Here is a 22,877-nt window from a genome sequence, read left to right as displayed (position 1 = left end):
GCGGGTTCACCCGGTCGGGGGATCACACAGCGGGCCAGACCCCGGGTCAACCGATCGGTTGACCGGCGGTCAACCGCCGGTCAGGCCGGGCCGCTGCCCAGCCCGTACAGCGTCTGCTCCAGCAACGCCCGGAGCACGTTCTCGCCCTGCTCCGCGTCCCCCGGTCGCACCGTCCGCGCCGCGGTCTCCACCGACCCGTGGATGAGCAGCGCCCGCAGGCCCGGTTGCGGCACCCCGGCCTCGACCAGCACGCCCACCAGCGGCGCGAGCAGCTTCTCGTGCTCGGCGCGGATCTGGCGGCGGCTCGCCTCGGGCAGGGCGTGCACCGAGAGCGCCACCACCGCGCCGTGGCTGCCGTCGACGATGATCTCCAGCACGGTTCTCAGGTACGCCTCGACCTTGGCCGGCACGCTGTCGACCGCGTGCACCGCCTCGGCCAGACGACGGGCCTGATCAGGCAGTTCGTCGGTCACGATGGCCGCGACGAGTTCCTCGCGCGACCGGAAGTACTCGTAGAGCGACGGGCGGGACAGCCCGACCCGGCGGGCCAGGGCGGCCAGCGTCAGGGCGTCGGGCCCCTCCTGCGCCACGATCGCGCGGCCGGCGGCGAGCAGGTCGCGCAGCCGGTTCGCGCGGTGTTGCGCGACCGTGTCGGCGCTGATCCTCGGCACCCGTCGATGGTAGCCCCTTGCTTTCCCGACGCCGCGTTGGAATAGTTCCCTACGTAGCGTCGGGAACCTGGAGGCACCGCATGTTCGTCGCGACCAACCGCCTGTTCGTGCCGGAAGACCGCGCCGAGGAGTTCGAGGTGCACTTCCGCGAGAACATGCGCACCTACCTGCCGGGCGTCCCCGGTCTGCGCCGCAGCACGCTGCTCCGGCCCACCCGTCCGGACCAGCCCTACGTCTCGATGAACGAGTTCGATACCGAGGAGGACTTCCGGGCGTGGGTCCGCTCCGACTCGTTCAAGGAAGCGCACAAGCGCAACGCGGGCATCGCCCGGCACGTCACCGGCAACGCCGTCGAGACGTTCCAGCCGACCGAGGACCTCGTTCTCATCGCCTCCTGACGCCGATCACGGGATCGAGATCGCCCTCATCCGGGCGATCTCGTCCGATTGGGTCGCGACGACGTCGTTGGCCATCTCCTCGACGCGCACGTCCGCACCCGCCGACAACAGGTCGACCGCCATCTTCAGCGCCCCGTCGTGGTGCGCGATCATCAAGTCCAGGAACAGCCGGTCGAAGTCCGCGCCGGTCGCGGCGGTCAGCGCCGCCAGTTGCTCGGCGGTCGCCATCCCGGGCATCGACCCGTGGTCCACGTCCGGCAGGTTCCCGTCGTGGCCGTGCGCCGGCGCGTTCTCGGCGAACTGGCGCTGCCACTGCTCCATCGCGCCGATCTCCGGCCCCTGGGTGTCGTGGATGCGCGACGCCAGGCCCTTCACCGTCTCGTCCCGCGCCCGCTCCGGGGCCAGCGCCGACATGTCCAGAGCCTGCCGGTGGTGCACGATCATGCTCGCCACGTACGTCAGGTCCGCCTCGTTGGGTGCCACCCAGCGGTCCGTGCCGACGTCGCCGGGTGCCATCGTCTCGGCCTGCTCACCGGGACCCTTGGGCACGATGACCGGCGGTGCGCCTTCCGGTTGCGCCGTGCACGCGGCCAGAAAAGCGGCGAAGACCGCGAGGAACAAGATCCGCATACGACACAACCCCCTCGATCCGGCAGGACCGCGGCCAGACTTCCCACCAGCCGGAACAACCACCTTACCGACGAACGGGGCTGGTGGTTAGCCTTGCGAAGGGGCAATACTGCGGTCACTGCTACAGGTTGGAAGGGGAGACCTGAAGTGACTGCACGCGATTCGGCGCGACGGCGGAGAACCGTCGCGGCCATGGGGGCGTTCGCACTCGCGCTCTCGACCCTGGCGTGGGTACCGCAGGCGGCGGCGGAACCCGACGCGGACGCAGACCTGGCCGGGCTGTCGGAAGCCCAGCTCGTCGCACCCGAACAGCCGGGCACGGGCCTTCCGGGTGTGGACGAGATCCGCAACAGCCGCAACGTGAAGCACCTCGCGAACCTGCCGAAGCCGGCCCCGTTCACCGAGTCCTCCACGTGGACGGACCTCGCCTTCCAGGGCGGCTACGCCTTCGACGGGAACTACGACGGGTTCGTCGTCTACGACATCCGCGACCCGCGCAAGCCGAAGATCGTGAGCACCGTGCTCTGCCCCGGCTCGCAGAACGACATCTCGGTCCGCGGCAACCTGCTCTTCCTCTCGACGGACTCCTCCCGCAGCGACAACTCGTGCTCCAGCACGCCGCTGCCGGCCACCAACAAGAACGCCTGGGAAGGCGTCAAGGTCTTCGACATCAGCGACAAGCGCAACCCGCGCTACATCGCGGCCGTCGAGACCAAGTGCGGTTCCCACACCCACACGCTGGTGCCGGACAAGAAGGGCAAGGACGTCTATTTGTACGTGTCGTCCTACAGCCCGAACGCCACCTTCCCGGACTGCCAGCCGCCGCACGACCTGATCTCGATCGTCAAGGTGCCGTTGAAGAACCCGGCGGCGGCCAGTCTCCTCTCGGAGAGGGTGCTGTTCCCGGACGGCGGCAACGCCGGCAAGCCCGGCTCCGTGCCGGACGGCTACGTCACCGCGACGTCGGGCTGCCACGACATCACCGTGTACCCGTCCAAGGACCTCGCGGCGGGCGCGTGCATGGGCGACGGCGTCCTGTGGGACATCTCCGACCGGGAGAGGCCCCGCGAGATCAGCCGCGTGCAGGACGACAAGAACTTCGCGTTCTGGCACTCGGCGACGTTCAACAACGCCGGCACCAAGGTCGTCTTCACCGACGAGCTCGGCGGCGGCGGCGCGGCGACCTGCAACGAGACCATCGGCAAGACCCGGGGCGCGGACGGCATCTACGACATCACCGGTCGTGGTGACCGGCGCGAGCTGGAGTTCCGGTCCTACTACAAGATCTCCCGGACGCAGGGCGACACCGAGAACTGCGTGGCGCACAACGGTTCGCTGATCCCCGTGCAGGGGCGCGACATCATGGTGCAGGCGTGGTACCAGGGCGGCATCTCGATCTGGGACTTCACCGACTCCCGCAACCCCAAGGAGATCGGCTGGTTCGAGCGCGGCCCGCTGCCGAACGGCAAGGGCGGCGGCGCGTGGTCGTCGTACTACTACAACGGCTACATCTACTCCTCGGACCTCGCGAAGGGCTTCGACGTCCTGGAGATCCGGGACCCGCGCGTGCTCACCGCGAAGTTCATCCGCGTGGGTGAGCTGAACGTGCAGACCCAGGGCCACTACCGGGAGCTGTTCCCGAGGTAGTCCCGGCGGTCGCGGAGGGCCTGTCCGGCACGCCCGGTCAGGCCCTCCCCCACCGGGCCGGGCCCGACCCCGCGTGATCACCGAGCGGTGTCAGTCCTCGACCACCATCAGCCTGCTCGCCACGAGGTCCAGCGCCACCGCCGTGCCCGGCGGGAAGTCCGCGGCCCGGCTGGACGGCTGGTCCACGCGCACCACCTGCTCACCGCCGGCCAGGCGCACCGACAGGCGGGTCACCGGCCCCAGGAAGCTCTGGGTGAGGACGCTGCCCACCAGCGCGCCGTTGTCCTGGCCGCTGTGCTGCGCGATGCCGATGTCCTCCGGCCGCACGATGACCTGCACGTCCGCCCCGGCCGCGATGCCCTCGGCCGCGCCGGTCGCCAGCCGGTACGCGCCCAGCCGCACGCCACCGGCCTCGGCGGTGCCGGAGACCGCGTTGGTCACGCCCACGAACCGCGCCACGAACGCCGACGCGGGCTGCCGGTAGACCACGGCGGGCGTGTCCAACTGCTCCAGCCGCCCCTGCGACATCACGCCGACCCGGTCGGAGACGGCCAGCGCCTCCTCCTGGTCGTGCGTGACGAACAGCGTGGTCGTGCCCAGTTCGGTCTGGATGCGCCGGATCTCCTCCCGCAGCGCCACCCGGACCTTGGCGTCCAGCGCGGACAGCGGCTCGTCCAGCAGCAGCACGCGCGGCTGGATCGCCAGCGCCCTCGCCAGCGCGACCCGCTGCTGCTGACCGCCGGAGAGCTGGTGCGGGTACCGCTTGCCCAGGTGCTCCAGCCCGACCAGCTCCAGCAACTCGGCGGTGCGCCGGGCGCGCCCGGGTGCCTTGCGCAGCCGCAGGCCGAACGCGACGTTCTGCGCGGCGGTCAGGTTCGGGAACAGGCTGTAGGACTGGAACACCATGCCCATGTCCCGCTTGTTCGCGGGCACGCCGGTGATGTCGCGCCCGTCCACCCGGACGACCCCGTCGTCGGCGGTCTCGAACCCGGCCACGATGCGCAGCGCGGTGGTCTTGCCGCAGCCGCTCGGGCCGAGCAGGCTGACCAGCTCGCCCCGCGCCAGGTCGAGGTCCAGGCCGGCCAGCGCGGGCTGCCCGCCGAAGGACTTGCGCAGCCCGTGCAACTCCAGGTAACCCATCTCAGCCTTCCTCCTCGGCGGTGTTCCGCCGCCGCCCGCCGACGAACGAGAGCAGGAACAGCAGCACGAACGCGAACAGCAGGCTCAGCAGCGACACCGCGATGGACACGCCCGCGTTCCGCTTGCCCAGCAGGTTCACCCGCACCTGCACCGTGTCGAAGTTCAGCAGGGACGCGATGGTGAACTCGCCCAGCACCAGCGCGACCGACAGCAGCGCCGCGCCGAGCAGCGCGGTCCGGATGTTGGGCACCACGACCCGGAGCAGCACCGTGCCCCAGGACGCGCCGAGGCCGCGCGCCGCCTCGGCCAGCGTCTTGAGGTCGATGGCGGACAGTCCCGCGTCGATCGCCCGGTACGCGAAGGGCAGCACCAGCACCGCGTAGGCGAAGGTGAGCGTCAGCGGCGAGTCGCCCAGGAAGTAGTCCACCCAGGCGTAGAGCGGGGCCAGGCCGACCACCAGCACGATGGCCGGGATCGTGATCGGCAGCAGGCACAGGAACTCCACCGGGCGGCGCAGCTTCGGCAGCCGCAGCCGGACCCACGTCATCGTCGGCACCAGCAGGACCAGCATCACCAGCGAACTGGCCACCGCGAGCTGCACGGACACCAGGACCGACTCGACCAGGTCCGGGTCGGAGACGATGCCCGACCACGAGTCGAGGCCGCGCTCGCCGTTCCGGCCGCGCGTGGAGAACTCCGCCATCGCCAGCAGCGGCACCAGGAAGAACGTCCCGAGCACGCCGAGCACCAGCCACCGCACGACCTTCACCGCCATCGCGCGAACCTCCGTTGCAGCAGCGCGTAGAGGCCCATGGCCACCGCGACCACGACGACCATGCCCAGCCCCAGCGCCTTGCCGAGGTTCTCCCGGCCCAGCAGGACTTCCCCGGTCAGCGCGCCGCGGATGTGCAGCGGCACGATGGGGCTGCCCTGCGAGACCAGGGCGGCGGCCGTGGCGTAGGCGGAGAAGGCGTTGGCGAACAGCAACAGCAGCGCGCCGAGGAACGCGGGCAGCAGGATCGGCCCGCCGACGTGCCGCCAGTAGGTCCACGCGGTGCCGCCGAGGCTGTCCACCGCTTCCCTCCACTGTGGACGGAGTCCGTCCAGGGCGGGCAGGAACACGATGAGCATCAACGGGATCTGGAAGAACGTGTAGACCAGCGTCAGGCCGGGCAGCTCGAACAGCCACGCGCCGCCCGCGAACAGGTCGACCCCGAACCGGTCGTCGAGGAACCGCGTGACGAACCCCTGGAACCCCACGGTGGCCAGGAACGCGAAGGCCAGCGGCACGCCGCCGAACTGCGCCAGCACACCGGAACCCGCCACGACGACCCGCCGCAGCAGCCCGGTCGGCTCGCCCACCGCCACCGCCCACGACAGCAGGGCCCCGAGCACCGCGCCCAGCAGCGCGGTCAGCGCCGAGAGCTCGACGCTGCGCAGGAACGCCTGGAGGTAGACGCCTTCACCGAGGGCCACCAGGTTCGCCGCGGTGAACGCGCCGTTCGCGTCCTGGAACGCGCCGGCGAGCACCAGGACCGTCGGGTACACCAGGAAGACGCCGACGTAGACCAGGAACGGCACGACGACGAGCCAGGCGAGCCACGGCTTGGCGGCGGGACCCCGGCCGGGCGCGGCGGTGGGGCCGCCCCCGGCCGGGGAGGTGACGGGTGCGACCACCGGTCAGCCCACCGCCTGGGCCCACGTCTCGGAGAGCACCTTCTTGGCCGCGTCCGCCTGGTCCTGGGTCAGGAACACCGCGTCGCCCCCGGTCTCGGGCAGCTTGGCGTTCGCCTCCGCGTCCACCTCGCCGGACTTGGTCAGCGCCTCCAGCCGCACCGGCCGGGACAGGCCCTTGAGGTAGAGGTTCTGGCCCTTGTCGGAGAAGAGGAACTCCTGCCACAGCCGGGCGGCGGCCGGGTGCGGGGCGTCCTTGTTGACGGCCTGGTTGTAGTACGCGCCGACCTGCGCGCCCGGCGGCACCACGACCTTCCAGTCCGCCTTGCCGGCGAGCTTCGCGGTCTGCGCGGCGTTGGTGTAGTCCCAGTCGACGACCACCGGCGTCTGGCCGGATTCGATGGTCGCGGGCGACGGGTCGACCGGCAGGAAGTTGCCGGCGGCCTTGAGCTGCTTGAAGAACTCCACGCCGGGCTTGACGTCGTCGGCGGAGCCGCCGTTGCCCAGCGCGGCCATCACGACGCCGGAGAACGCCGCGCCGGCCTGCGTCGGGTCGCCGTTGAGCGCGACCTTGCCCTGGTACTCGGGCTTGAGCAGGTCCTTGACCGAGGTCGGGGCGGGCACCTTGCCGGCGTCGTAGCCGATCGACATGAAGCCGCCGTAGTCGCCGCAGTAGAGGCCGTCGGGGTCCTTGAGCTCGGCGGGGATGTCGTCCCAGCTCCGCACCCGGTAGGGCGCGAAGAGGTCCTTGCTCGCCACGGCCACGTTCAGGCCGAGGTCGAACACGTCCGGCGCGCGGTCACCGCCCTTGAGCTGGTTGGCGGCGTTGATCTCCTCCTGGCTGGAGGCGTCGGGCTGCGCGGAGTCGACCTCGATGCCGTACTCGGCCTCGAACGCCTCGATGATCTCGCCGTAGTTGGCCCAGTCCGGGGGCAGCGCGATGACGTTGAGCCTGCCCTCCTTCTTCGCGGCCTCGACGAGCGCGTCGAAGCCGCCGAGGTCGGCGGCGGACTTGGCGGTGGCGGCGGAGGAGTTGTCCGCCGCGCCCTCCTTGGCGGGCGGTGCGCCGCACGCGGCGACCAGCGCCAGCGCGATCGCGCCGACACCGACCGCGCGGAGGACTCGGGTGTGGGTCACGGGTCGAACCTTCCTCGTGGGCAAGGGGTTTCCGATCGACCGGAACGTTCGGACGTGCGGAGGATTCGTGACGTTCCGCGTGCTTGTCAAGCTGACCGGCCCCGGTGAGACCCGTTCGACCAGCCGGGTGAATTCCCGGTGGTTCCCCCGTGTCCGGGGCATTGACAGGTGGTCTACAAGAGCGCGGCCGAACGCCCGCCGGTCGACCCGTGGACCGGTCGGGGCGACGGCGGCGCGGCGGTCACGCCGAGTTCCGCGGTCGCGCCAGGGACGTCCCGGTGTCGCCCGGTCGCCGTACTATAGGTAGTAGAGCTACATGTAGGGGGACGACATGTCGAGGAAACTGCTGGTCTGGCTGCACGTCATCACCTCCACGGGCTGGATGTGCATGGCGTTGGCGTTGTTCGTGGTGGTGACCCACGCCCTCGGCGTGACCGGCCCGGCCCGGACCGCCACGTTCGACGTGGCGGTGCTGATCGACACCGACGTGCTCCAGTTCATGGCGACCACCTCGGCGTTCACCGGCCTGGTGCTGTCCGGCCTGACGCCGTGGGGCTACTTCCGCCACTGGTGGGTGGCGGCGAAGTTCGTGATCACCTTCAGCCAACTCTCCGTCGGGATCTTCGTGCTCAGCCCGCAACTCCACCAGGACGGCTCGTCGGTGCTGATGCGGGTGGGTTCGCTGCTGATGGCGGGTGCGCTCGCGGGCCAGGTGTGGTTATCGGTGGCGAAGCCGTTCAAGCGGACGCCTTGGGCGCGGCCGGGCAAGCCGCCCACCGCACCGGGGTGGGCTTTCATGGCGTGCGTGGCGGTGCCCGCCGTCGACTACCTCGTGGGCGAATTCCTGTTTGGACAGAACATTCCGTTGCTGTCCATGGTGATCGTGGTGGTGCACCCGGTCGTCCGGGCGGTGTCGCGTCGTCGACAGGCGTCGATCCGGGCGGCGCGGGCCCCGGCCGGCGGCGGACGATGACCGGCTCGCGGGCCGTGCGCCGGGCGAGCGGCACCCCTACCCGGTCGGTCCCGGGCGCTCGCGGTGTGGTGCCCGGCGGGCCACCGCCACGGCCTCGACCTCGACCAACTGGTCCCGGTACCCGAGCGCGGCGACGCCCAGCAGCGTGCTCGGCGGCCGGTGCCCGTCGAACCGGTCCCGGACCACCTCCCACACCGCGACCAGGTCGTCCTGCCTGCCCGACGCCACGTAGACCGTGGTCCTGACCACCTCGGCCAGACCGGAGCCCGAAGCCGCCAGCGCCTTCTCCAGGTTGGTCATCACCTGGTGCGCCTGCCCCACCGGGTCACCCGGGCACACGGTGCCCCCCTCCTCGTCCAGCGGGCACGCGCCCGCCGTGAGGATCAGGCGGGTGGGCATCTCGATCGACGCCGCGTAGGCGTACTCGACGACCTCGGACAGGCTGGGGACGGGGACGAACCGCACGTTCTCCGACACCGGCCGAACGTAGCGGACTTCCCGGCGTCCGCCATCTGGTTTTGCCGCCGACGGGCACCGGCCTGCCCGGAGACAGGTCGGTGCGGCACCCGCTGAACGGTCCGCGAGGTGCCGCACCGGTGATCGGCCTGTCCGCACCGACAGGCCGCCCCGTCCTCAGGTGGCGATGTGCCAGCTTCGGGCGTGCTCGTACTGGCTGTGCAGGCGGCTGTAAGGACCTTCCGCGGCGAGGAGGTCGCGCGGCCGGCCCACTTCGGCGACCCGTCCCCCGTCCAGCGCCACCACGAAGTCCGCCGCCGCCAGGGTGGCCGGTCGGTGGGCGATCACGACCACCGTGCGCTCCGGGTCCTGGCCCAGCGCCTCGATCGCCGCGCTGATCGCGCCCTCGTTCTCCGGGTCGAGCGCCGAACCCGCCTCGTCCAGCAGCACGATCCGCGCCCGCTTCAGGAACGCGCGCGCGATCGACACCCGCTGCCGCTCACCGCCCGACAGTTGCGCGCCGCCCTCGCCGACCCGCGTCCGCCAGCCCTGCGGCAGGCGGTGCACGACCTCGTCCAGCCGGGCCGAGCGCGCCGCCTCCGCCAGTTCCTCGGGCGTGGCGTCCGGGCGGGCGATGCGGACGTTCTCCTCGATCGTCGTGTCGAACAGGTACACGTCCTGGAACACGATCGCGATCTGGTCCAGCAGCACCGCGTGGTCCAGGTCGCGCACGTCGACCCCGCCGACCTTCACGCTCCCGCCGTCCACGTCGAAGAACCGGGCCACCAGGCGGGTCACCGTCGTCTTCCCCGAGCCGGACGGCCCGACCAGCGCGGTCGTCGTCCCGCGCCGGCACACGAACGACACGTCGGTCAGCGCGGGCGTGCTCCCGTAGGAGTACGACACCCCGGCGAACTCGACCGTCGAGTCCTCGACCTTCCGGACCGGCCGCGCGCTGTGCGGCAGCGCGGGCGAGTGCAGGATGTTCTCCACCCGGGTCACCGAGTTGTCCATGGCGTGCAACGTCCCCAGCAGCTCGGTCAGCGTGCCCAGCGGCTCCAGGAACCGCACCGCGAGCACGAGCAGCGCGACCGTGTCCGCCACCGCGAGGCTGCCGTTGAGCAGGAACTGGGCACCCAGCACCAGCACCCCGGCGAACCCGGCCATCACCACGGCCGCGTAGGTCAGGTCGGGGAACAGCGCCTTGCGCAGCCCCCGCCGGTACCGGTGGCGGTGGTCGGCCAGCGCGTCCCGCATCCGGACGCTGCCGGTGGAGCCGTGGCCGGCCGCCCGCAGCACGGGCTGCGCCTGGCCGAGCTCGATGGCCCGACCGGCGATCTCGACGGCGGCCTCCTCCAGGTCGCGGTCCGCCTCGGCGGTGACCCGGCCCGCGCGGCGCAGCGCTAGCAGCGCGACCGGCAGGATCGCCAGGAACAGCAGCGCGAGCCGCCAGTCCACGAAGAACGTGACGACGATGATGGTGCTCGGCACCAGCAGGCCGGTGATCGCGGGCGGGCCGAAGGTGGCGGCCAGGTGGGCGACGGCACCGGCCGACGTGGTGACCGTGCGGGACAGCCGCGCCTTCCGGTCGCCGGTGAACCACCCGAGCGGCAGCGTGGCCACGTGCCGCATCAGGTGGTGCCGCAACTGCTCGGCCAGTTCCGTGCTCGCGGCGAACCCGACGGGCGTGGCCACCACCTTGAGCACCCCGTACACCACCGCGCCGATCGCGCCGGCGATCAGCCACGGCTTCGCGGCGGCGAAATCGGGTTCGGCCCGCAACAGCGCCCGCAGGACGGGCACCAGGAGGCCCAGCAGCAGCCCCTGGAGGACGGCCAGCGCGACGTGCAGCGCGGTGAGCCGGACCAGCACGCCGGGGTGCGGCCACAGCCGGTAGAAGTGGCGGATCATGCCGCGGGGTCTCCGTTCTGCTGGGCGCGCCACATGCGGGCGAACAGGCCGTCGCGGGCCAGGAGTTCGGCGTGCGTGCCGGACTCGGCGACCCGGCCGCCGTCGAGCACCACGATGCGGTCGGCCGAGGCGATGGTGTGCAGCCGGTGCGCGATCACGATCACCGTCTTGCCCGCGATGAGCTCGGACAGGGCTCCCTGCACGGCGGACTCGCTGTCCGGGTCGAGCGCGGCGGTCGCCTCGTCCAGCACGACGACGGGCGCGCCGGAGAGGATCGCGCGGGCGATGGTGAGCCGCTGGCGCTCGCCGCCGGACAGGCCGCCGGTCCCGCCGCCCAACACCGTGTCGTAGCCCAGCGGGAGCTGTTCGAGCACGTGGTGGATCTGGGCCGCCTTCGCCGCGCGGCGGACCTCCTCGTCGGTGGCCCCGGGCCGGCCGACGCGGATGTTCTCGGTGACCGTGTCGCGCAGCAGCACGACGTCCTGGAACACCAGGGACATCGTGGAGAGCAGCCGCTCGGAGGCGATGTCCCGGACGTCGACCCCGCCGATGCGCACCGCGCCGCCGGTCACGTCGTAGAACCGGGGCAGCAGGCTGGCCAGGGTGGACTTGCCCGCGCCGGACGGGCCCACCAAGGCGGTCACCGTGCCGGGCGCGCACACCACGCTCACGTCCTCCAGCGCGTTGGTCACGCCGTCGTAGGAGAACGTCACGCGGTCGAGCTCGACGCCGTGCCCCGTCGGCACGAGCGGCGTGGCGGGCTCGGGCAGTGCCTCGCGCGCCAACAGGGTTTCGATCCGCCCGGCGGCAAGGCGCGCCTTGCGCAGGCCCTGGGCACCCTGGACGACCGGCAGGAACGAGGTGGGCAGCCCGACCCCGACCACCAGGAACGGCAGCAGGTCGGGCATCGTCAGCTCGCCCGAGCCGACGAACACCAGGCCGACCGCGAGCACCACGGCCAGCACGGTGGTCTCCGCGCCCAGCAGGTTCGACAGCGCCGAGCTGACCTTCGTCTCGGACACCCAGACCTTGAGCGCCCTGGTGTGCTCGCTCACCGCCGTGGCGAAGCGGTCCATGATCCGGCCGCCGACGCCGAAGGTCTTGACCACGGTGATGCCGTCGGCGTACTCGACGCTCGCGGTGCTGATCCGACCCTCGGCGGCGATCAGCCGGGACATGTGCTCGGGCATGGAGCGCATCGCGAACCGGTAGGCGACGATCGACAGCAGCGGCACGGCGATCGTCACCAGCGCCATCCGCCAGTCCACCAGGGCCAGGTAGCCGATGCCGACGACCAGCGCGGTCGCGCCGGCGGTCAGCTCGCCCAGGGCGTGGGCGATCAACTGGTGCATGTCCTCCAGGTCGTCGGTCATCGCCTTCTTGACCTCGCCGGAGCCCGACGAGCGGAACCAGCCGAGCGGGACCACGCCGAGCCGGCGCACGATCCGCACGCGGATGTCGCGCAGGGCGTCGGCGTCGGCCTGGTGCCCGAGGTGGGAGGACCACCCGAGCAGCGCCAGGCGCAGCAGCGCGCCGATCGCGCCGACCGCCACCCACGTCCACACGGTGCCGGCGACCGCCGCGGGCGACGGCACGGCGAGCACCGCGCGGGCGATCTCGGCGATCGCGATGTACGGGGCGAAGCCCGCCGCGGCGGCCACCGCGGAGAGCACGCCGCAGGTGATCAGCTTGGGGCGCACCGGGTGCAGCAGGCGGGCCGCGGAGCCGACGCCGGCGAGCCGGGGCGCGTCCTCCTGCCCGGGGCTCCCGGCCCGCTCGGGCACGGGTCCTTCCGGCGCGGCGGGCGCGTCCGCCCGGATCGTGTTCGTCGTCATCAGCATTCCTCGTCACTTTCCGACTGGAAATCACCATACTGACCGACGGTCAGTCACACCAGAAGGGTAGGCTACCCTAACGACTGACCGTCAGTCAGCCCGTGGTGAGCGGTGTGGGGGAAAGGCAGGGTGTGCGGTGGACGGTGTGGTTTTACACCGAGAGGTGGAGTTCGGGGACGGTGACGAGCACCCGGCAGATCCGGCCGGCCTCGGTCAGCATCCGGTCCCTCTCGTCCGGGAAGTGCACGACGTGGTCGGAGATCCCGTGCATCGCGTGGTACAGCACGACCGCCGTCGCGCGGGGGTCGGGCAGCGCCGCCCGGACCTCCCCCAGGAGGTCGGCCAGCGCGTCCACGGCGAGGTTCGGCGTCGACTGCTCGGGCCGCGCGGAGTTGTGGAACAGCAGGTCGTGCAGCCGGACGTCGGCCAGGTACTCGGTGATCCCCGCGAGGAACCAGCGCTCGACCCGCTCCACCGGGTCCCCCGCGCCGCGCGCGGCTTCCCGCTGCGCGTCCACGAAGCGGTGCACGTAGCGGTCCCGCAGGCCGCTCACCAGTTCGTTCTTGTTGGCGAAGTGCAGGTAGAAGGTGCCCTTCGCGACCCCGGCACCGGACGTGACGTCGTCCACGGTCAGCGAGTCGACGCCGGCCCGGAGGACGAGTGCCTCGGCCGCGTCGAGCAGGTCGCTGCGCCGCTCCGCGCCCGGTTTCGTCCGTGCCACCCGATTCCCCTCCGTCACCGCCCAGCCTACCGCTCCCCCACCGGCACGTCGGTCGCCCGCCCGTCCACCACCCGGTCGAGGAGCGGCCGGGGATGAGCAGGATCGGGCACGACGGTCTCAACCGCCGGCAGCGCCTCGGCGTGATCGCCGCCCTCTACCTGGTGGCCGACATCGGCTACTCGTACCTGTTCATCACGCTGGCCACCGTCCTGCTCGACCGGGGGGTCGCGCTGGGCACGGTCGCGCTGGTGAACCTGCTGGGGATGTTCTACTTCGGCCGGTTCCTGGTCGGGCCGGTGATCGACCGGATCGGCTCGGCCCGGCACGGGCACTACCGGAGCTGGCTGCTGTCCACCCAGGTGCTGCTGATCCTCGCGCTGGTCGCGCTGGCCGCCGTGGACCCGTCGGCGAACCTGCCGGTGCTGGTGGTGCTGGTGGTCGTGGTGCTCGTGCTCTCGGTGTTCCACGACACCGCCCTCAACGGGCTGGCGGTGCGCATCCTGAAGCCGGCGGACCACGGGCACGCCACCGGCATCCAGATGGCCGCCGCGAGCATGTCGCTGATCATCGGCTCCGGCGGCGCGCTGCTGCTGTACGGGAAGTGGGGCTGGGGACCGACGACGCTGTGCGTGGCCGCCGTCTACCTGATCCCGTTCGCGGTGCTGGCCAGGCTGGTCGAACCGGCCGGGCCGGAGCGCGCGCCGGGCACCTCGCTGCCGCTCTCGGAGCTGGTCAGCTTCCTCGGGCACCGGCGCACCCTGCTGTGGACGGTGGTCGCGGTGCCGGCGTTCCTGCTGGGCGACTGGCTGGTGAGCGCCCCGATGGCGGCGATGCTGCTCGACGCCGGGTGGACCACCGAGCGGATCGGGCTGGTCATGTTCACCTTCGCGGTCGTGGCCATGCTCCTCTCCTCGCTGGTGACCGGGGCGGCCATCACCCGGTGGGGCCGGTGGAAGCCGGCGGTGGTGATCGCCGCGCTGTCGACCGCGTCGATCGCGGGCGCGCTGCCGGTGGCCTCGGGCAGCCGGGACGACTGGCCGACGATCGTCGCGCTGGTCGCCATGTCGGCCTGCTACGGCGCGAAGATGACGTGGATCGCCACCGTGTCGCTGGGGCTGGCGCGCCCGGCGACGGCGGCCACGGACTACACGGTGGCGATGGCCATGACCGGCGCGGGCAAGGTCGCGCTGACCTCCGCCGGCCTCTTCTTCGCCGGTGTGATCGGCTACCCCACGCTGGTCTGGCTCGCGATCGCCTTCGCGGCGGTCGGCCTGCTGCCCGCCCTGGTGATCCGGGTGCGCCCGCAGGAGCACCCGGACGACCTGGCCGAAAGTGCGACCACCGATGCACATCGCGCGGTCTAAGCCTCTTGTACTGGAATGGGCGGCCGACTGTAATGGTGTTCCGACGGTAATTCCCGGACACCTCACCACATACTTCGTCCGCCTTTTCCCGCAGGCCCTTCCCGGTTGAAGGCGTTACCGAGAGGACAGTTGATGACGGAGTCGAGTGCGACGCGGATCGACGCGCGCCGGACGTTGATGAACGCGCTGTTCGGCACGATGATCACCCAGGTGGTCGGGGTGACCGCGCGGCTGGGGCTGGCCGACGCGATCGGGAACGACGGGCGGTCGGCCGACGACCTCGCCGAGCAGTTCGACATCGACCCGGAACGGCTCAACCGGCTGCTCCGCGCGCTGGCCTGCCTGGGCCTGTGCACCGAGCCGAAGCAGGGCACGTTCCTGCTCACCGAGGCGGGTGCCCTGCTGCGCGAGGACAACCCGCAATCGCTGCTGTCCCTCGCGCGACTGCTGACCGACAAATCCATGCAGGACGCGTGGCTGCACCTGGAAACCGGAATCCGCACCGGCCGCCCGGCGTTCACCGAGGTGTTCGGGGTGCCGGTGTTCGAGTACATGGCGGACCGGCCGGAATTGTCCGCGGTGTTCAACGCGGCGATGAGCCAGCGCACGAAGGGCGACGGCGTGGCCACGGCTCTGCCCGAGCACTACGACTTCACGACGTTCGCGAGCGTGACCGACGTGGGCGGCGGCGACGGCACGTTGCTCGCCTCCGTGCTGGAGCACCACCCCGCCCTCCGAGGCGTCGTGTTCGACACCCCGGAGGGTGTGGCGCAGGCGGCGCGGACCCTGGACGCCGCGGGCCTGGCGGGGCGCTGCGAGGTCGTGGCGGGCGACTTCTTCGATTCCGTCCCGTCCGGTTCGGACCTGCACCTGATCAAGAGTGTGATGCACAACTGGGACGACGACCAGGCGGTGCGCATCCTCACCCGCTGCCGCGAGGCGCTGCCCGACCACGGCCGGCTGCTGATCGTCGAACCGGTCCTGCCCGACACCGTCGACCCGAACGGCGACGCGCGCGAGGACCCGTACCTCAGCGACCTGAACATGCTGGTGCTGGTCGGCGGGAAGGAGCGCACCCAGGCCGATTTCGAGAAGCTCTGCGCCCGCGCCGGGTTCGAGGTGACCCGGGTGGTGGAACTGCCCCCGCACGTCGACTTCAGCGCGATCGAGGCGAAGCCCGCCTGACCGGCGGGACCGCGCGGCGCAGCCACTCGGGCGCGCCGCGCGGTCCCGGTCGGCTCAGTCGTTGCCCTCCTCCAGGGCGGCGTGGTCGAGGAGCGCGTCGTCGGCCACCTGGCCGCGCGAGGCGATGGCCTCCGCACCGCCCTCGGGCAGCGCGCCGATCAGCTCGGTCCGGGGCACCTCCGCCACGCTGATCAGCGTGGACTGCCGGCTGCCGACCATGCCGAGCCCGGCGTACTGCTCCAGCTTGGCGCGCGAGTCGGCGATGTCGAGGTTGCGCATCGTGAGCTGGCCGATCCGGTCGACCGGGCCGAAGGCCGAGTCCTCGGTCCGCTCCATCGACAACTTGTCCGGGTGGTAGCTGAACGCCGGACCGGTGGTGTCGAGGATCGAGTAGTCGTCGCCCCGGCGCAGCCTCAGCGTCACCTCGCCGGTGATCGCCATGCCGACCCAGCGTTGCAGCGACTCGCGCAGCATCAGCGACTGCGGGTCCAGCCAGCGGCCCTCGTACAGCAGCCGGCCGAGCTTGCGGCCCTCGTTGTGGTACGAGGCCAGGGTGTCCTCGTTGTGGATGGCGTTGACCAGCCGCTCGTAGGCGATGTTCAGCAGCGCCAGGCCCGGGGCCTCGTAGATGCCTCGGCTCTTGGCCTCGATGACCCGGTTCTCGATCTGGTCGGACATGCCCAGGCCGTGCCGGCCGCCGATGGCGTTGACCTCCAGCACCAGGTCGACCGGGGAGTCGAACTCCCGGCCGTTGACGGTGACCGGGCGGCCCTGCTCGTAGCCGATCGTCACGTCCTCGACGGGGATCTCGACCTCGGGGTCCCAGAACCGCACGCCCATGATCGGGTCCACGATCTCGATGCCCGCGCCGAGGTGCTCCAGCGCCTTGGCCTCGTGCGTCGCGCCCCAGATGTTGGCGTCGGTGGAGTACGCCTTCGCGGTGCTCGACCGGTACGGCAGGTCGCGGGCGAGCAGCCACTCGGACATCTCCGTGCGACCGCCGAGCTCACCGACGAAGTCGGCGTCCAGCCACGGCTTGTAGATCCGCAGCGAGGGGTTGGCCAGCAGGCCGTAGCGGTAGAACCGCTCGATGTCGTTGCCCTTGTAGGTGGAGCCGTCGCCCCAGATCTGGACGTCGTCGTCGAGCATGGCGCGCACCAGCATGGTGCCCGTCACGGCCCGGCCGAGCGGCGTGGTGTTGAAGTAGGCCCGACCCCCGGAGCGGATGTGGAACGCGCCGCAGGCCAGCGCGGCGAGGCCCTCCTCCACGAGGGCCGCGCGGCAGTCGACCAGCCGGGCGAGTTCCGCGCCGTAGGTCGTGGCCCGTCCCGGGACGGAGGCGATGTCGGGCTCGTCGTACTGCCCGATGTCCGCCGTGTACGTGCAGGGCACCGCGCCCTTCTCACGCATCCACGCGACCGCGACCGAGGTGTCGAGACCACCGGAGAAGGCGATGCCGACGCGTTCGCCGGCGGGGAGGGAAGTAAGCACCTTGGACACGGGAAGAAGTATGCACGAGGGTGCATGACGATTCACAACCGGGTCGGTGACATCACACCGGCACGCGCCGGGGTGATGCCACCAGGCCGTCACCGCCGCCTGGCCGTCACCGCCGCCGACCGGTCACTCCGGGCTCACGGCCTTGCCCTTGCCGATGGCGAACGCGCCGACCACGGTCACCAGCGACAGGATCGCGGCCATCAGGAACGCCGTGTGCATGCCGCCCATGTCGGCAGCGGTGCCCGGCCCGCCGGCCTCCGCCAACGCCGCCGTGCGGGCGCTCATCACGCTCACCAGCAGCGCCACGCCCGCTGCGGCGGCCAACTGCTGGGTGGTGCTGAAGATCGCGCTGCCGTGCGAGTAGAGCCGGGCGGGCAGCGCGCCCAGGCCGGAGGAGAACAGCGGCGTGAAGGAGAACGCCAGGCCCAGGCTCAACGCCAGGTGGAACACCAGGACCTGGGCGGTCGGCGTCGACGCGTCGAACGTGGCGGCGAACCACAGCGACCCGCTGGTCGCCACGGTGCCGACGACCAGCAGCAGGCGCGGCCCCACCCGGTCGTAGAGCCGGCCGACCACCGGCGACAGCAGCCCCATCAGCAGACCGCCCGGCAGCAGCAGGAGGCCGGTGGCCAGCGGTTCGAGCTTCAGCACGTTCTGCAGGTAGATCGGCAGGATGGTGGCCACGCCCAGCAGCAGCGCCATCATCACCATCATCAGGCCACTGCTCAGCGTGAACGTGCGGAAGCCGAACGTCCGCAGGTCCAGCAGCGCGCGTTCGTGGCGCTGCAAGGAGATCTGGCGGAACACGAACAGCCCGATGCCCAGCACACCGGCCGCGAGCGAGCCCCACGTGGTGACCGACGAGGAACCGCCGGCGTGGCCGATGCCGGACAGCCCGTAGACCAGGCCGCCGAAGCCGATCACCGAGAGCACCACGGACACGACGTCGAGCGGCGTGTCGCGGGTCTCCCCGACCCGGGTCACCCGGCGCAGGCCCAGGACCAGCGTCGCCACCGAGATCGGCAGCACCACCCAGAACATCGCCCGCCAGCCGAACAGGTCGAGCACCACGCCGGAGACCGTCGGGCCGATGGCGGGCGCGACCGAGATCACGATCGAGATGTTGCCCATCAGGGCACCGCGCCGGGCCGCCGGCACGAGCGTCATCACCGTCGTCATCAGCAGCGGGAGCATGATCGCGGTGCCGCACGCCTGCACGACGCGACCGGCGAGCAGCACCACGAAGCCCGGGGCCAGCGCGGCGATCAGGGTGCCCGTGCTGAACAGGCTCATCGCGACGCCGTAGAGCACCCGCGTGGGCACGCGCTGGATCAGGTAGCCGGTGATCGGGATGACCACGGACATGGTGAGCAGGAACCCGGCGGTGAGCCACTGCCCGACCGCCGCGGTGACGTCCAGTTCGGTCAGCAGGACCGGGAGCGCGACGCCCATGATCGTCTCGTTGAGGACGACGACGAACGTGGCGACGAGCAGCACGGCGATCACGGTGCGGTCACCGCGGCCGAGTGCGGGCGGCGACGACACGGCGTCGGCCACACCTGCGGAAGTCATGCGAAATCCCCCAGAGGAAAAACGGGCGCGAGGCAAGGACTACAACGCCCTGAACGTCCCCACCCTACCCGCGCGACGGGCGCGATCCACCTTGTTATCCGCTGTGGAGGCCCATTTCACGCCGGGCGCGAACGCGCCTGAACCGGCCCCGCGCGACAGTGCCCCGCGCGGTGCGCCGGCCCGGCGTCCCGGGGTGCCCGGCGGGGGTTCCACCAGCCGCGATGCGCCGAGCAGCGGAATGAGCCGCCGACTGCGGCGGACAGCGGCCACCGTCCCCACCGGACAATTCCCGGCGTTCCGCACCGGGCGACCGCCCGCCGTGACTCCGCCGTGGACCGTCCACAGCGACAAAATGCCGGCGGAGGTTCACCTGGTGTACCTCCGCACCCCGCCGGGCCGTCATCGGTCGCACCGGGACGGGGTGCCACGCGGTGTGGCACTACCCGATGGTGCGAATATCGCCGATACCTTGACGCGCATTGCCTTTTCGGCCACCCGCCCGCCGGCCGATCCCCGCCCCGCGTCGCCGGACGATCCCGTCGACGCCATTCCGGACATCGGCATCGCACCGGCCCCCCGGCCCCCCGGCCCTGGACTCCGCGCACCGCGCGAACACCTCGGCCGGACCGGGCGACGCCGACCCGAACCGGCGCGGAGATCACCGAGCCGCCGCCGGCCCTGACGGCGTCGCCCGCGCAATCCCCCTCGACCCGAATATTCCGCCTGAGAGGTCATCGGCAGGCCCTTTTCTAACCTCAACGGCGCATTGCCCGGACAACGCGCGCCGGTATGGTGTTCGGAGTGGCGGACCGCCTTTCTCTACCCACTCTCGTCGTGGTGCTCACCGCACTGCTGGCCGGTGCCGGATGCGTTTCGACGACTCCGGAGAACCGCAATTCACCCGATCCCCCGGCGCGGGCGGACGGCGGACTCGTCTACCAGCTCCAGAATTACTCCGACGGGCGGCTGGACACATTGGCCGACACCTCCTCGCGGTTCGTCGTGGTCGACTTGGCGCGGGACGCCGGGCACGGCTACTTCGCGGCCGACGAGATCGCCCGGCTGCGGCGGTCCGGGAAAACGGTGCTCGCCTACTTCGAAATCGGCTCGATCGAGTCGTTCCGGCCGGACTTCGCCGCGGTGGCCGCCGACCGGGCCGGGCTGCTGCTCAACGAGTGGGCCGACTGGCCCGGTGAGCACTTCGTCCGCTACTGGGAGCCGAGCTGGTGGACCCTGGCCGTCCGGCCCCGGCTGGACCGCGCGCTCGACGCCGGGTTCGACGGCGTCTACCTCGACACACCCCTGGCGTACGAGGAGATCGACCTCGACCTGGTCGGCGGTCTCGACCGGCCGGAGCTCGCCCGCCGCATGGTCGACCTGATCGCCCGGATCAGCGAGTACGCCAAGCGCCCCGACCCCGCGTTCCGGGTGTTCCCGCAGAACTCGCCGGAGCTGCGCGAGTACCCGGGCTACCTCGCCGCGGTCGACGGCATCGGGGTCGAGGAGCTGTTCTTCCAGGCCACCGACAAACCCTGTTCGGCGGACTACTGCGACACGAACCTGGCCGCCACCCGCGCGCTGCGCGAGGCCGGCAAGACGGTGCTGGCGGTGGACTACGCGACGAATCCGCACAACGTCGCGACAGCCTGCCGGCGGTACCGCGAAGAGGGGTTCGAGGGATACGTCACGGTGCGCGCGCTGGACCGGATCAGCACGCCGTGCCGGTGACCGTGGAGAGAACCGACCAGGCAAGGAGCCGAATGTGACGAACGGGTCGCGCGAACCGCGGCGGATCGGGATAGTCGGAATGGGCTACGTCGGCCTCACCCTGGCCGCCGCGATGGCCCGGCGCGGGTACGAGGTGCACGGCGTCGACAGCCAGGCCGCGGTGCTGGACTCGCTGGCCCGGGGACGCCCGCACATCTTCGAACCGGGCGTCGAGGAGGTCTTCGGCGAGTGGGTCGGCAAGCGCATCTTCCTGTCCCCGGAGCTGCCCGACAACGGCGTGGACGCGGCGGTCATCTGCGTCTCCACACCGGTGGAGCAGGCCGGGCACCGGCCGTACCTGGACAACCTGGCCGCCGCCGCCGAGCACATCGCCAAGCGGTGCTCGCCGGAGACGCTGGTGGTGGTGCGCAGCACGGTCCCGGTCGGCGCGACCCGGTCGGTGGTGCTGCCGCGCCTGGTCGACGCGTGGGGCTCGGCGCGCCTGGTGATGGCACCGGAGCGCACGATCCAGGGCCAGGCGCTGCGGGAGCTGGTCGAGCTGCCGCAGGTCGTGGGCGGGTTGGACGAGGACAGCCTGGCGCTGGGCGTCGCGCTGTTCGGCGGGCTGGCGAGCCAGGTCGTGCCGGTGTCGGACCTGGAGACCGCCGAGCTGGTCAAGCTGACCAACAACTGCCACACCGACGTCATCTACTCGTTCGGCAACGAGGTGGCCAGGCTGGCCGAGCGGTTCGGGCTGGACCCGCTGGAGGTCATCCGGGCGACCAACCTGGACTACCCGCGGCCCGACATCGCCAAGCCCGGCTACGTCGGCGGCGGCTGCCTGTCCAAGGACCCGTACATCCTGCTGTCCGCCGGGGCGGACGCGGGCTACGTCCCGCCGCTCATCCAGGCGGCGCGGCAGGTCAACGAGGACACACCGGTGCACGTCGCGGACCGGGTCGTCGAGCTGCTCGAAGAGCCCCGCGGCAAGACGCTGCTGGTGCTCGGCTGGGCCTACAAGGGCTGGCCCCCCACCGACGACATGCGCGGCACGCCGATCGCGTCGATGATGCCGGCGTTCACGGCCGCCGGCGTGCGGGTGATCGGCCACGACCCGCTGGTGGGCCCGGAGGTCATCCGGGCGCACGGCGGTGAGCCGGTCGACCTGCACGACGGGTTCACCGCGGCCGACGCGGTGCTGGTGATCACCGACCACCCCGAGTACCGCGAGCTGGACGTGGACGCGGTGCTGCCGGGCTCGAACGTGCGGCTGGTCTACGACTCGTGGCGGGTGCTGGACGGCGAGCGGGTGGCCGGGCACGGCGTCCGCTACGCGGGCCTGGGCTACCTGCGGGCCGCGCGGTGAAGGCGCTGATCCTGGGCGGCGCGGGCTTCATCGGCCTGCACCTGGCCCGCCGACTGCTCGACGACGGCCACCAGGTCGGCATCGTGGACGACTTCTCGCGCGGTCGCGACGACCCGGACCTGGCGGCGCTGGGCGTGCCGGTGTTCTCGGCCGACCTGACCGACCCGGCCGCGCTGGACGAGCTGCCCCGCGACGCCGACCACGTCTACCTGCTGGCGGCGGTGGTCGGCGTGCGCAACGTCGAGCGCGACCCGGAGCGGGTGATCCGGGTCAACACGCTGGCCGTGCTCAACACGCTGGCGTGGCTCGAACCGCACCAGAAGCTGTTCTTCGCCTCCACCAGCGAGGCGTACGCGGGCGGGGTGACCCGGGGCGTCGTGCCGGTGCCCACGCCGGAGGACGTGCCGCTGCTGGTGGAGGACGTCACCGCGCCGCGCTTCGCCTACGGCATCAGCAAGATGCTGGGCGAGGCGGCGGTGGTGCACACCGCGCGGGCCAAGGGCTTCCCGGCGGTGGTGGGCCGGTTCCACAACGTCTACGGCCCCCGGATGGGCGCGGACCACGTGATCCCGGAGCTGTGCCTGCGGGCGATCCGGCGCGAGGACCCGTTCCGGGTCTACGGTTCCGACCAGTTCCGGGCGTTCTGCCACGTGGACGACGCGGTCGAGGCGATGGTGCGGCTGATGGCGTCGGAGGAGGCCGTGGGCCGGATCGTGCACATCGGCAACGACTCGGTCGAGACCAACATCGGCGAGCTGACCGAGCTGGTGCTCAAGATCGCCGGGCACGACCCGGTGCCGGACCGGGTGCCCGCGCCGCACGGCTCGGTGCGCCGCAGGTGCCCGGACCTGGCGGTGCTGCGGGAGCTGACCGGCTTCGAGCCGGCGGTGTCCCTGGAGGACGGCGTCCGTCGGACCTTCGCGTGGTACCAGGAGCACGCGGGGTGAGCCACGGGCGGTTGGAACGGGCGGTGGCAGCCGTTCCAACCGC

The 22,877-nt window shown here is 71.6% G+C and carries 20 protein-coding genes; 8 read left to right on the top strand and 12 right to left on the bottom strand.

The window, feature by feature from the left end; genetic code table 11:
- Window positions 1–80 precede the first annotated feature (80 nt).
- A complete protein-coding gene (locus AB0G01_RS26400; protein ID WP_360950263.1) occupies window positions 81–671 on the bottom strand; it encodes a helix-turn-helix domain-containing protein in 591 nt (196 codons plus the stop codon).
- An 80-nt stretch (window positions 672–751) separates the two neighbouring features.
- On the opposite strand from AB0G01_RS26400, the gene AB0G01_RS26395 reads away from it, so the two are divergent.
- Window positions 752–1,069 carry an antibiotic biosynthesis monooxygenase gene (locus AB0G01_RS26395; RefSeq protein ID WP_360950260.1) on the top strand — a complete coding sequence of 106 codons (318 nt, stop codon included), beginning with the start codon at window positions 752–754 and terminating at the stop codon, window positions 1,067–1,069.
- 6 nt (window positions 1,070–1,075) lie between these two features.
- On the opposite strand, the gene AB0G01_RS26390 is transcribed toward AB0G01_RS26395, so the two are convergent.
- Entirely contained in the window at window positions 1,076–1,699 is a 624-nt protein-coding gene (locus AB0G01_RS26390; protein WP_360950257.1) for a DUF305 domain-containing protein, read from the bottom strand.
- 192 nt (window positions 1,700–1,891) lie between these two features.
- On the opposite strand from AB0G01_RS26390, the gene AB0G01_RS26385 reads away from it, so the two are divergent.
- Entirely contained in the window at window positions 1,892–3,346 is a 1,455-nt protein-coding gene (locus AB0G01_RS26385; protein WP_360950254.1) for a hypothetical protein, read from the top strand.
- A 90-nt stretch (window positions 3,347–3,436) separates the two neighbouring features.
- Here AB0G01_RS26385 and AB0G01_RS26380 read toward each other — a convergent pair whose 3' ends face one another.
- From AB0G01_RS26380 to AB0G01_RS26365, 4 genes are read right to left on the bottom strand one after another with little or no spacing between them, the layout of a single operon-like run.
- Complete coding sequence (locus tag AB0G01_RS26380) at window positions 3,437–4,486, bottom strand: ABC transporter ATP-binding protein (RefSeq protein WP_360950251.1); 1,050 nt, start codon at window positions 4,484–4,486, stop codon at window positions 3,437–3,439.
- Window position 4,487: 1 nt separating this feature from the next.
- Window positions 4,488–5,261: an ABC transporter permease subunit gene (locus AB0G01_RS26375; RefSeq protein WP_360950248.1), complete on the bottom strand. Its 774-nt coding sequence runs from the start codon at window positions 5,259–5,261 to the stop codon at window positions 4,488–4,490.
- Window positions 5,252–6,163: an ABC transporter permease gene (locus AB0G01_RS26370; protein ID WP_360950245.1), complete on the bottom strand. Its 912-nt coding sequence runs from the start codon at window positions 6,161–6,163 to the stop codon at window positions 5,252–5,254. The genes AB0G01_RS26375 and AB0G01_RS26370 overlap by 10 nt, the downstream gene beginning before the upstream one ends.
- Before the next feature lie 3 nt (window positions 6,164–6,166).
- Window positions 6,167–7,297 carry an ABC transporter substrate-binding protein gene (locus AB0G01_RS26365; RefSeq protein ID WP_360950242.1) on the bottom strand — a complete coding sequence of 377 codons (1,131 nt, stop codon included), beginning with the start codon at window positions 7,295–7,297 and terminating at the stop codon, window positions 6,167–6,169.
- A 331-nt stretch (window positions 7,298–7,628) separates the two neighbouring features.
- On the opposite strand from AB0G01_RS26365, the gene AB0G01_RS26360 reads away from it, so the two are divergent.
- Complete coding sequence (locus AB0G01_RS26360) at window positions 7,629–8,270, top strand: hypothetical protein (RefSeq protein ID WP_360950239.1); 642 nt, start codon at window positions 7,629–7,631, stop codon at window positions 8,268–8,270.
- A 36-nt stretch (window positions 8,271–8,306) separates the two neighbouring features.
- Here the strand turns inward: AB0G01_RS26360 and AB0G01_RS26355 are convergent, their stop codons facing one another.
- The 4 genes from AB0G01_RS26355 to AB0G01_RS26340 all read right to left on the bottom strand — a co-directional run bounded on the left by AB0G01_RS26355 (window position 8,307) and on the right by AB0G01_RS26340 (window position 13,193).
- Window positions 8,307–8,747 carry a RidA family protein gene (locus AB0G01_RS26355; protein ID WP_360950236.1) on the bottom strand — a complete coding sequence of 147 codons (441 nt, stop codon included), beginning with the start codon at window positions 8,745–8,747 and terminating at the stop codon, window positions 8,307–8,309.
- Between the two features lie 156 nt (window positions 8,748–8,903).
- Window positions 8,904–10,637, bottom strand: coding sequence for an ABC transporter ATP-binding protein (locus AB0G01_RS26350; RefSeq protein WP_360950233.1), 1,734 nt, complete (start codon window positions 10,635–10,637; stop codon window positions 8,904–8,906).
- The gene (locus tag AB0G01_RS26345) at window positions 10,634–12,472 is read right to left on the bottom strand and encodes an ABC transporter ATP-binding protein (protein WP_360950230.1); all 1,839 of its coding nucleotides are present in this window, start codon (window positions 12,470–12,472) and stop codon (window positions 10,634–10,636) included. The genes AB0G01_RS26350 and AB0G01_RS26345 overlap by 4 nt, the downstream gene beginning before the upstream one ends.
- Window positions 12,473–12,623: 151 nt before the next feature.
- Complete coding sequence (locus tag AB0G01_RS26340; protein ID WP_360950227.1) at window positions 12,624–13,193, bottom strand: TetR/AcrR family transcriptional regulator; 570 nt, start codon at window positions 13,191–13,193, stop codon at window positions 12,624–12,626.
- Window positions 13,194–13,285: 92 nt separating this feature from the next.
- Here AB0G01_RS26340 and AB0G01_RS26335 point away from each other — a divergent pair, with 92 nt between their 5' ends.
- Together AB0G01_RS26335 and AB0G01_RS26330 are read left to right on the top strand one after the other, a co-directional pair.
- Window positions 13,286–14,557: an MFS transporter gene (locus tag AB0G01_RS26335; RefSeq protein ID WP_360950224.1), complete on the top strand. Its 1,272-nt coding sequence runs from the start codon at window positions 13,286–13,288 to the stop codon at window positions 14,555–14,557.
- A gap of 132 nt (window positions 14,558–14,689) precedes the next feature.
- Window positions 14,690–15,742 carry a methyltransferase gene (locus AB0G01_RS26330; RefSeq protein WP_360950221.1) on the top strand — a complete coding sequence of 351 codons (1,053 nt, stop codon included), beginning with the start codon at window positions 14,690–14,692 and terminating at the stop codon, window positions 15,740–15,742.
- A 54-nt stretch (window positions 15,743–15,796) separates the two neighbouring features.
- On the opposite strand, the gene argG is transcribed toward AB0G01_RS26330, so the two are convergent.
- Together argG and AB0G01_RS26320 are read right to left on the bottom strand one after the other, a co-directional pair.
- On the bottom strand, window positions 15,797–17,242 hold the full coding sequence (gene argG, locus AB0G01_RS26325) for an argininosuccinate synthase (protein ID WP_360950218.1): 1,446 nt from the start codon (window positions 17,240–17,242) through the stop codon (window positions 15,797–15,799).
- Between the two features lie 123 nt (window positions 17,243–17,365).
- Window positions 17,366–18,814: a DHA2 family efflux MFS transporter permease subunit gene (locus AB0G01_RS26320; protein WP_360950215.1), complete on the bottom strand. Its 1,449-nt coding sequence runs from the start codon at window positions 18,812–18,814 to the stop codon at window positions 17,366–17,368.
- Window positions 18,815–19,651: 837 nt separating this feature from the next.
- Between AB0G01_RS26320 and AB0G01_RS26315 the strand changes: the two genes are divergently transcribed.
- From AB0G01_RS26315 to AB0G01_RS26305, 3 genes are read left to right on the top strand one after another with little or no spacing between them, the layout of a single operon-like run.
- Complete coding sequence (locus AB0G01_RS26315) at window positions 19,652–20,542, top strand: endo alpha-1,4 polygalactosaminidase (protein ID WP_360950212.1); 891 nt, start codon at window positions 19,652–19,654, stop codon at window positions 20,540–20,542.
- A 34-nt stretch (window positions 20,543–20,576) separates the two neighbouring features.
- Entirely contained in the window at window positions 20,577–21,887 is a 1,311-nt protein-coding gene (locus AB0G01_RS26310; protein ID WP_360950209.1) for a nucleotide sugar dehydrogenase, read from the top strand.
- Window positions 21,884–22,834: an NAD-dependent epimerase/dehydratase family protein gene (locus AB0G01_RS26305; RefSeq protein WP_360950206.1), complete on the top strand. Its 951-nt coding sequence runs from the start codon at window positions 21,884–21,886 to the stop codon at window positions 22,832–22,834. The genes AB0G01_RS26310 and AB0G01_RS26305 overlap by 4 nt, the downstream gene beginning before the upstream one ends.
- Window positions 22,835–22,877: the final 43 nt, after the last annotated feature.

Origin of the sequence: Actinosynnema sp. NPDC023587, assembly GCF_040640215.1 — a bacterium.
Taxonomy (GTDB): Bacteria; Actinomycetota; Actinomycetes; order Mycobacteriales; family Pseudonocardiaceae; genus Actinosynnema.
Note: the sequence above shows the minus strand (reverse complement) of the source record. Positions and strands in the feature narration are given on the sequence as shown.

What these genes read in the sequence shown, in the direction of transcription:
- AB0G01_RS26380 (WP_360950251.1), bottom strand. Translation starts at nt 4,486, where the DNA reads ATGGGTTACCTGGAGTTGCACGGGCTGCGCAAGTCCTTCGGCGGGCAG.
- AB0G01_RS26390 (WP_360950257.1), bottom strand. Translation starts at nt 1,699, where the DNA reads ATGCGGATCTTGTTCCTCGCGGTCTTCGCCGCTTTTCTGGCCGCGTGC.
- AB0G01_RS26345 (WP_360950230.1), bottom strand. Translation starts at nt 12,472, where the DNA reads ATGACGACGAACACGATCCGGGCGGACGCGCCCGCCGCGCCGGAAGGA.
- AB0G01_RS26320 (WP_360950215.1), bottom strand. Translation starts at nt 18,814, where the DNA reads ATGACTTCCGCAGGTGTGGCCGACGCCGTGTCGTCGCCGCCCGCACTC.
- AB0G01_RS26375 (WP_360950248.1), bottom strand. Translation starts at nt 5,261, where the DNA reads ATGGCGGTGAAGGTCGTGCGGTGGCTGGTGCTCGGCGTGCTCGGGACG.
- AB0G01_RS26335 (WP_360950224.1), top strand. Translation starts at nt 13,286, where the DNA reads ATGAGCAGGATCGGGCACGACGGTCTCAACCGCCGGCAGCGCCTCGGC.
- AB0G01_RS26330 (WP_360950221.1), top strand. Translation starts at nt 14,690, where the DNA reads ATGACGGAGTCGAGTGCGACGCGGATCGACGCGCGCCGGACGTTGATG.
- AB0G01_RS26360 (WP_360950239.1), top strand. Translation starts at nt 7,629, where the DNA reads ATGTCGAGGAAACTGCTGGTCTGGCTGCACGTCATCACCTCCACGGGC.
- AB0G01_RS26350 (WP_360950233.1), bottom strand. Translation starts at nt 10,637, where the DNA reads ATGATCCGCCACTTCTACCGGCTGTGGCCGCACCCCGGCGTGCTGGTC.
- AB0G01_RS26385 (WP_360950254.1), top strand. Translation starts at nt 1,892, where the DNA reads ATGGGGGCGTTCGCACTCGCGCTCTCGACCCTGGCGTGGGTACCGCAG.
- AB0G01_RS26395 (WP_360950260.1), top strand. Translation starts at nt 752, where the DNA reads ATGTTCGTCGCGACCAACCGCCTGTTCGTGCCGGAAGACCGCGCCGAG.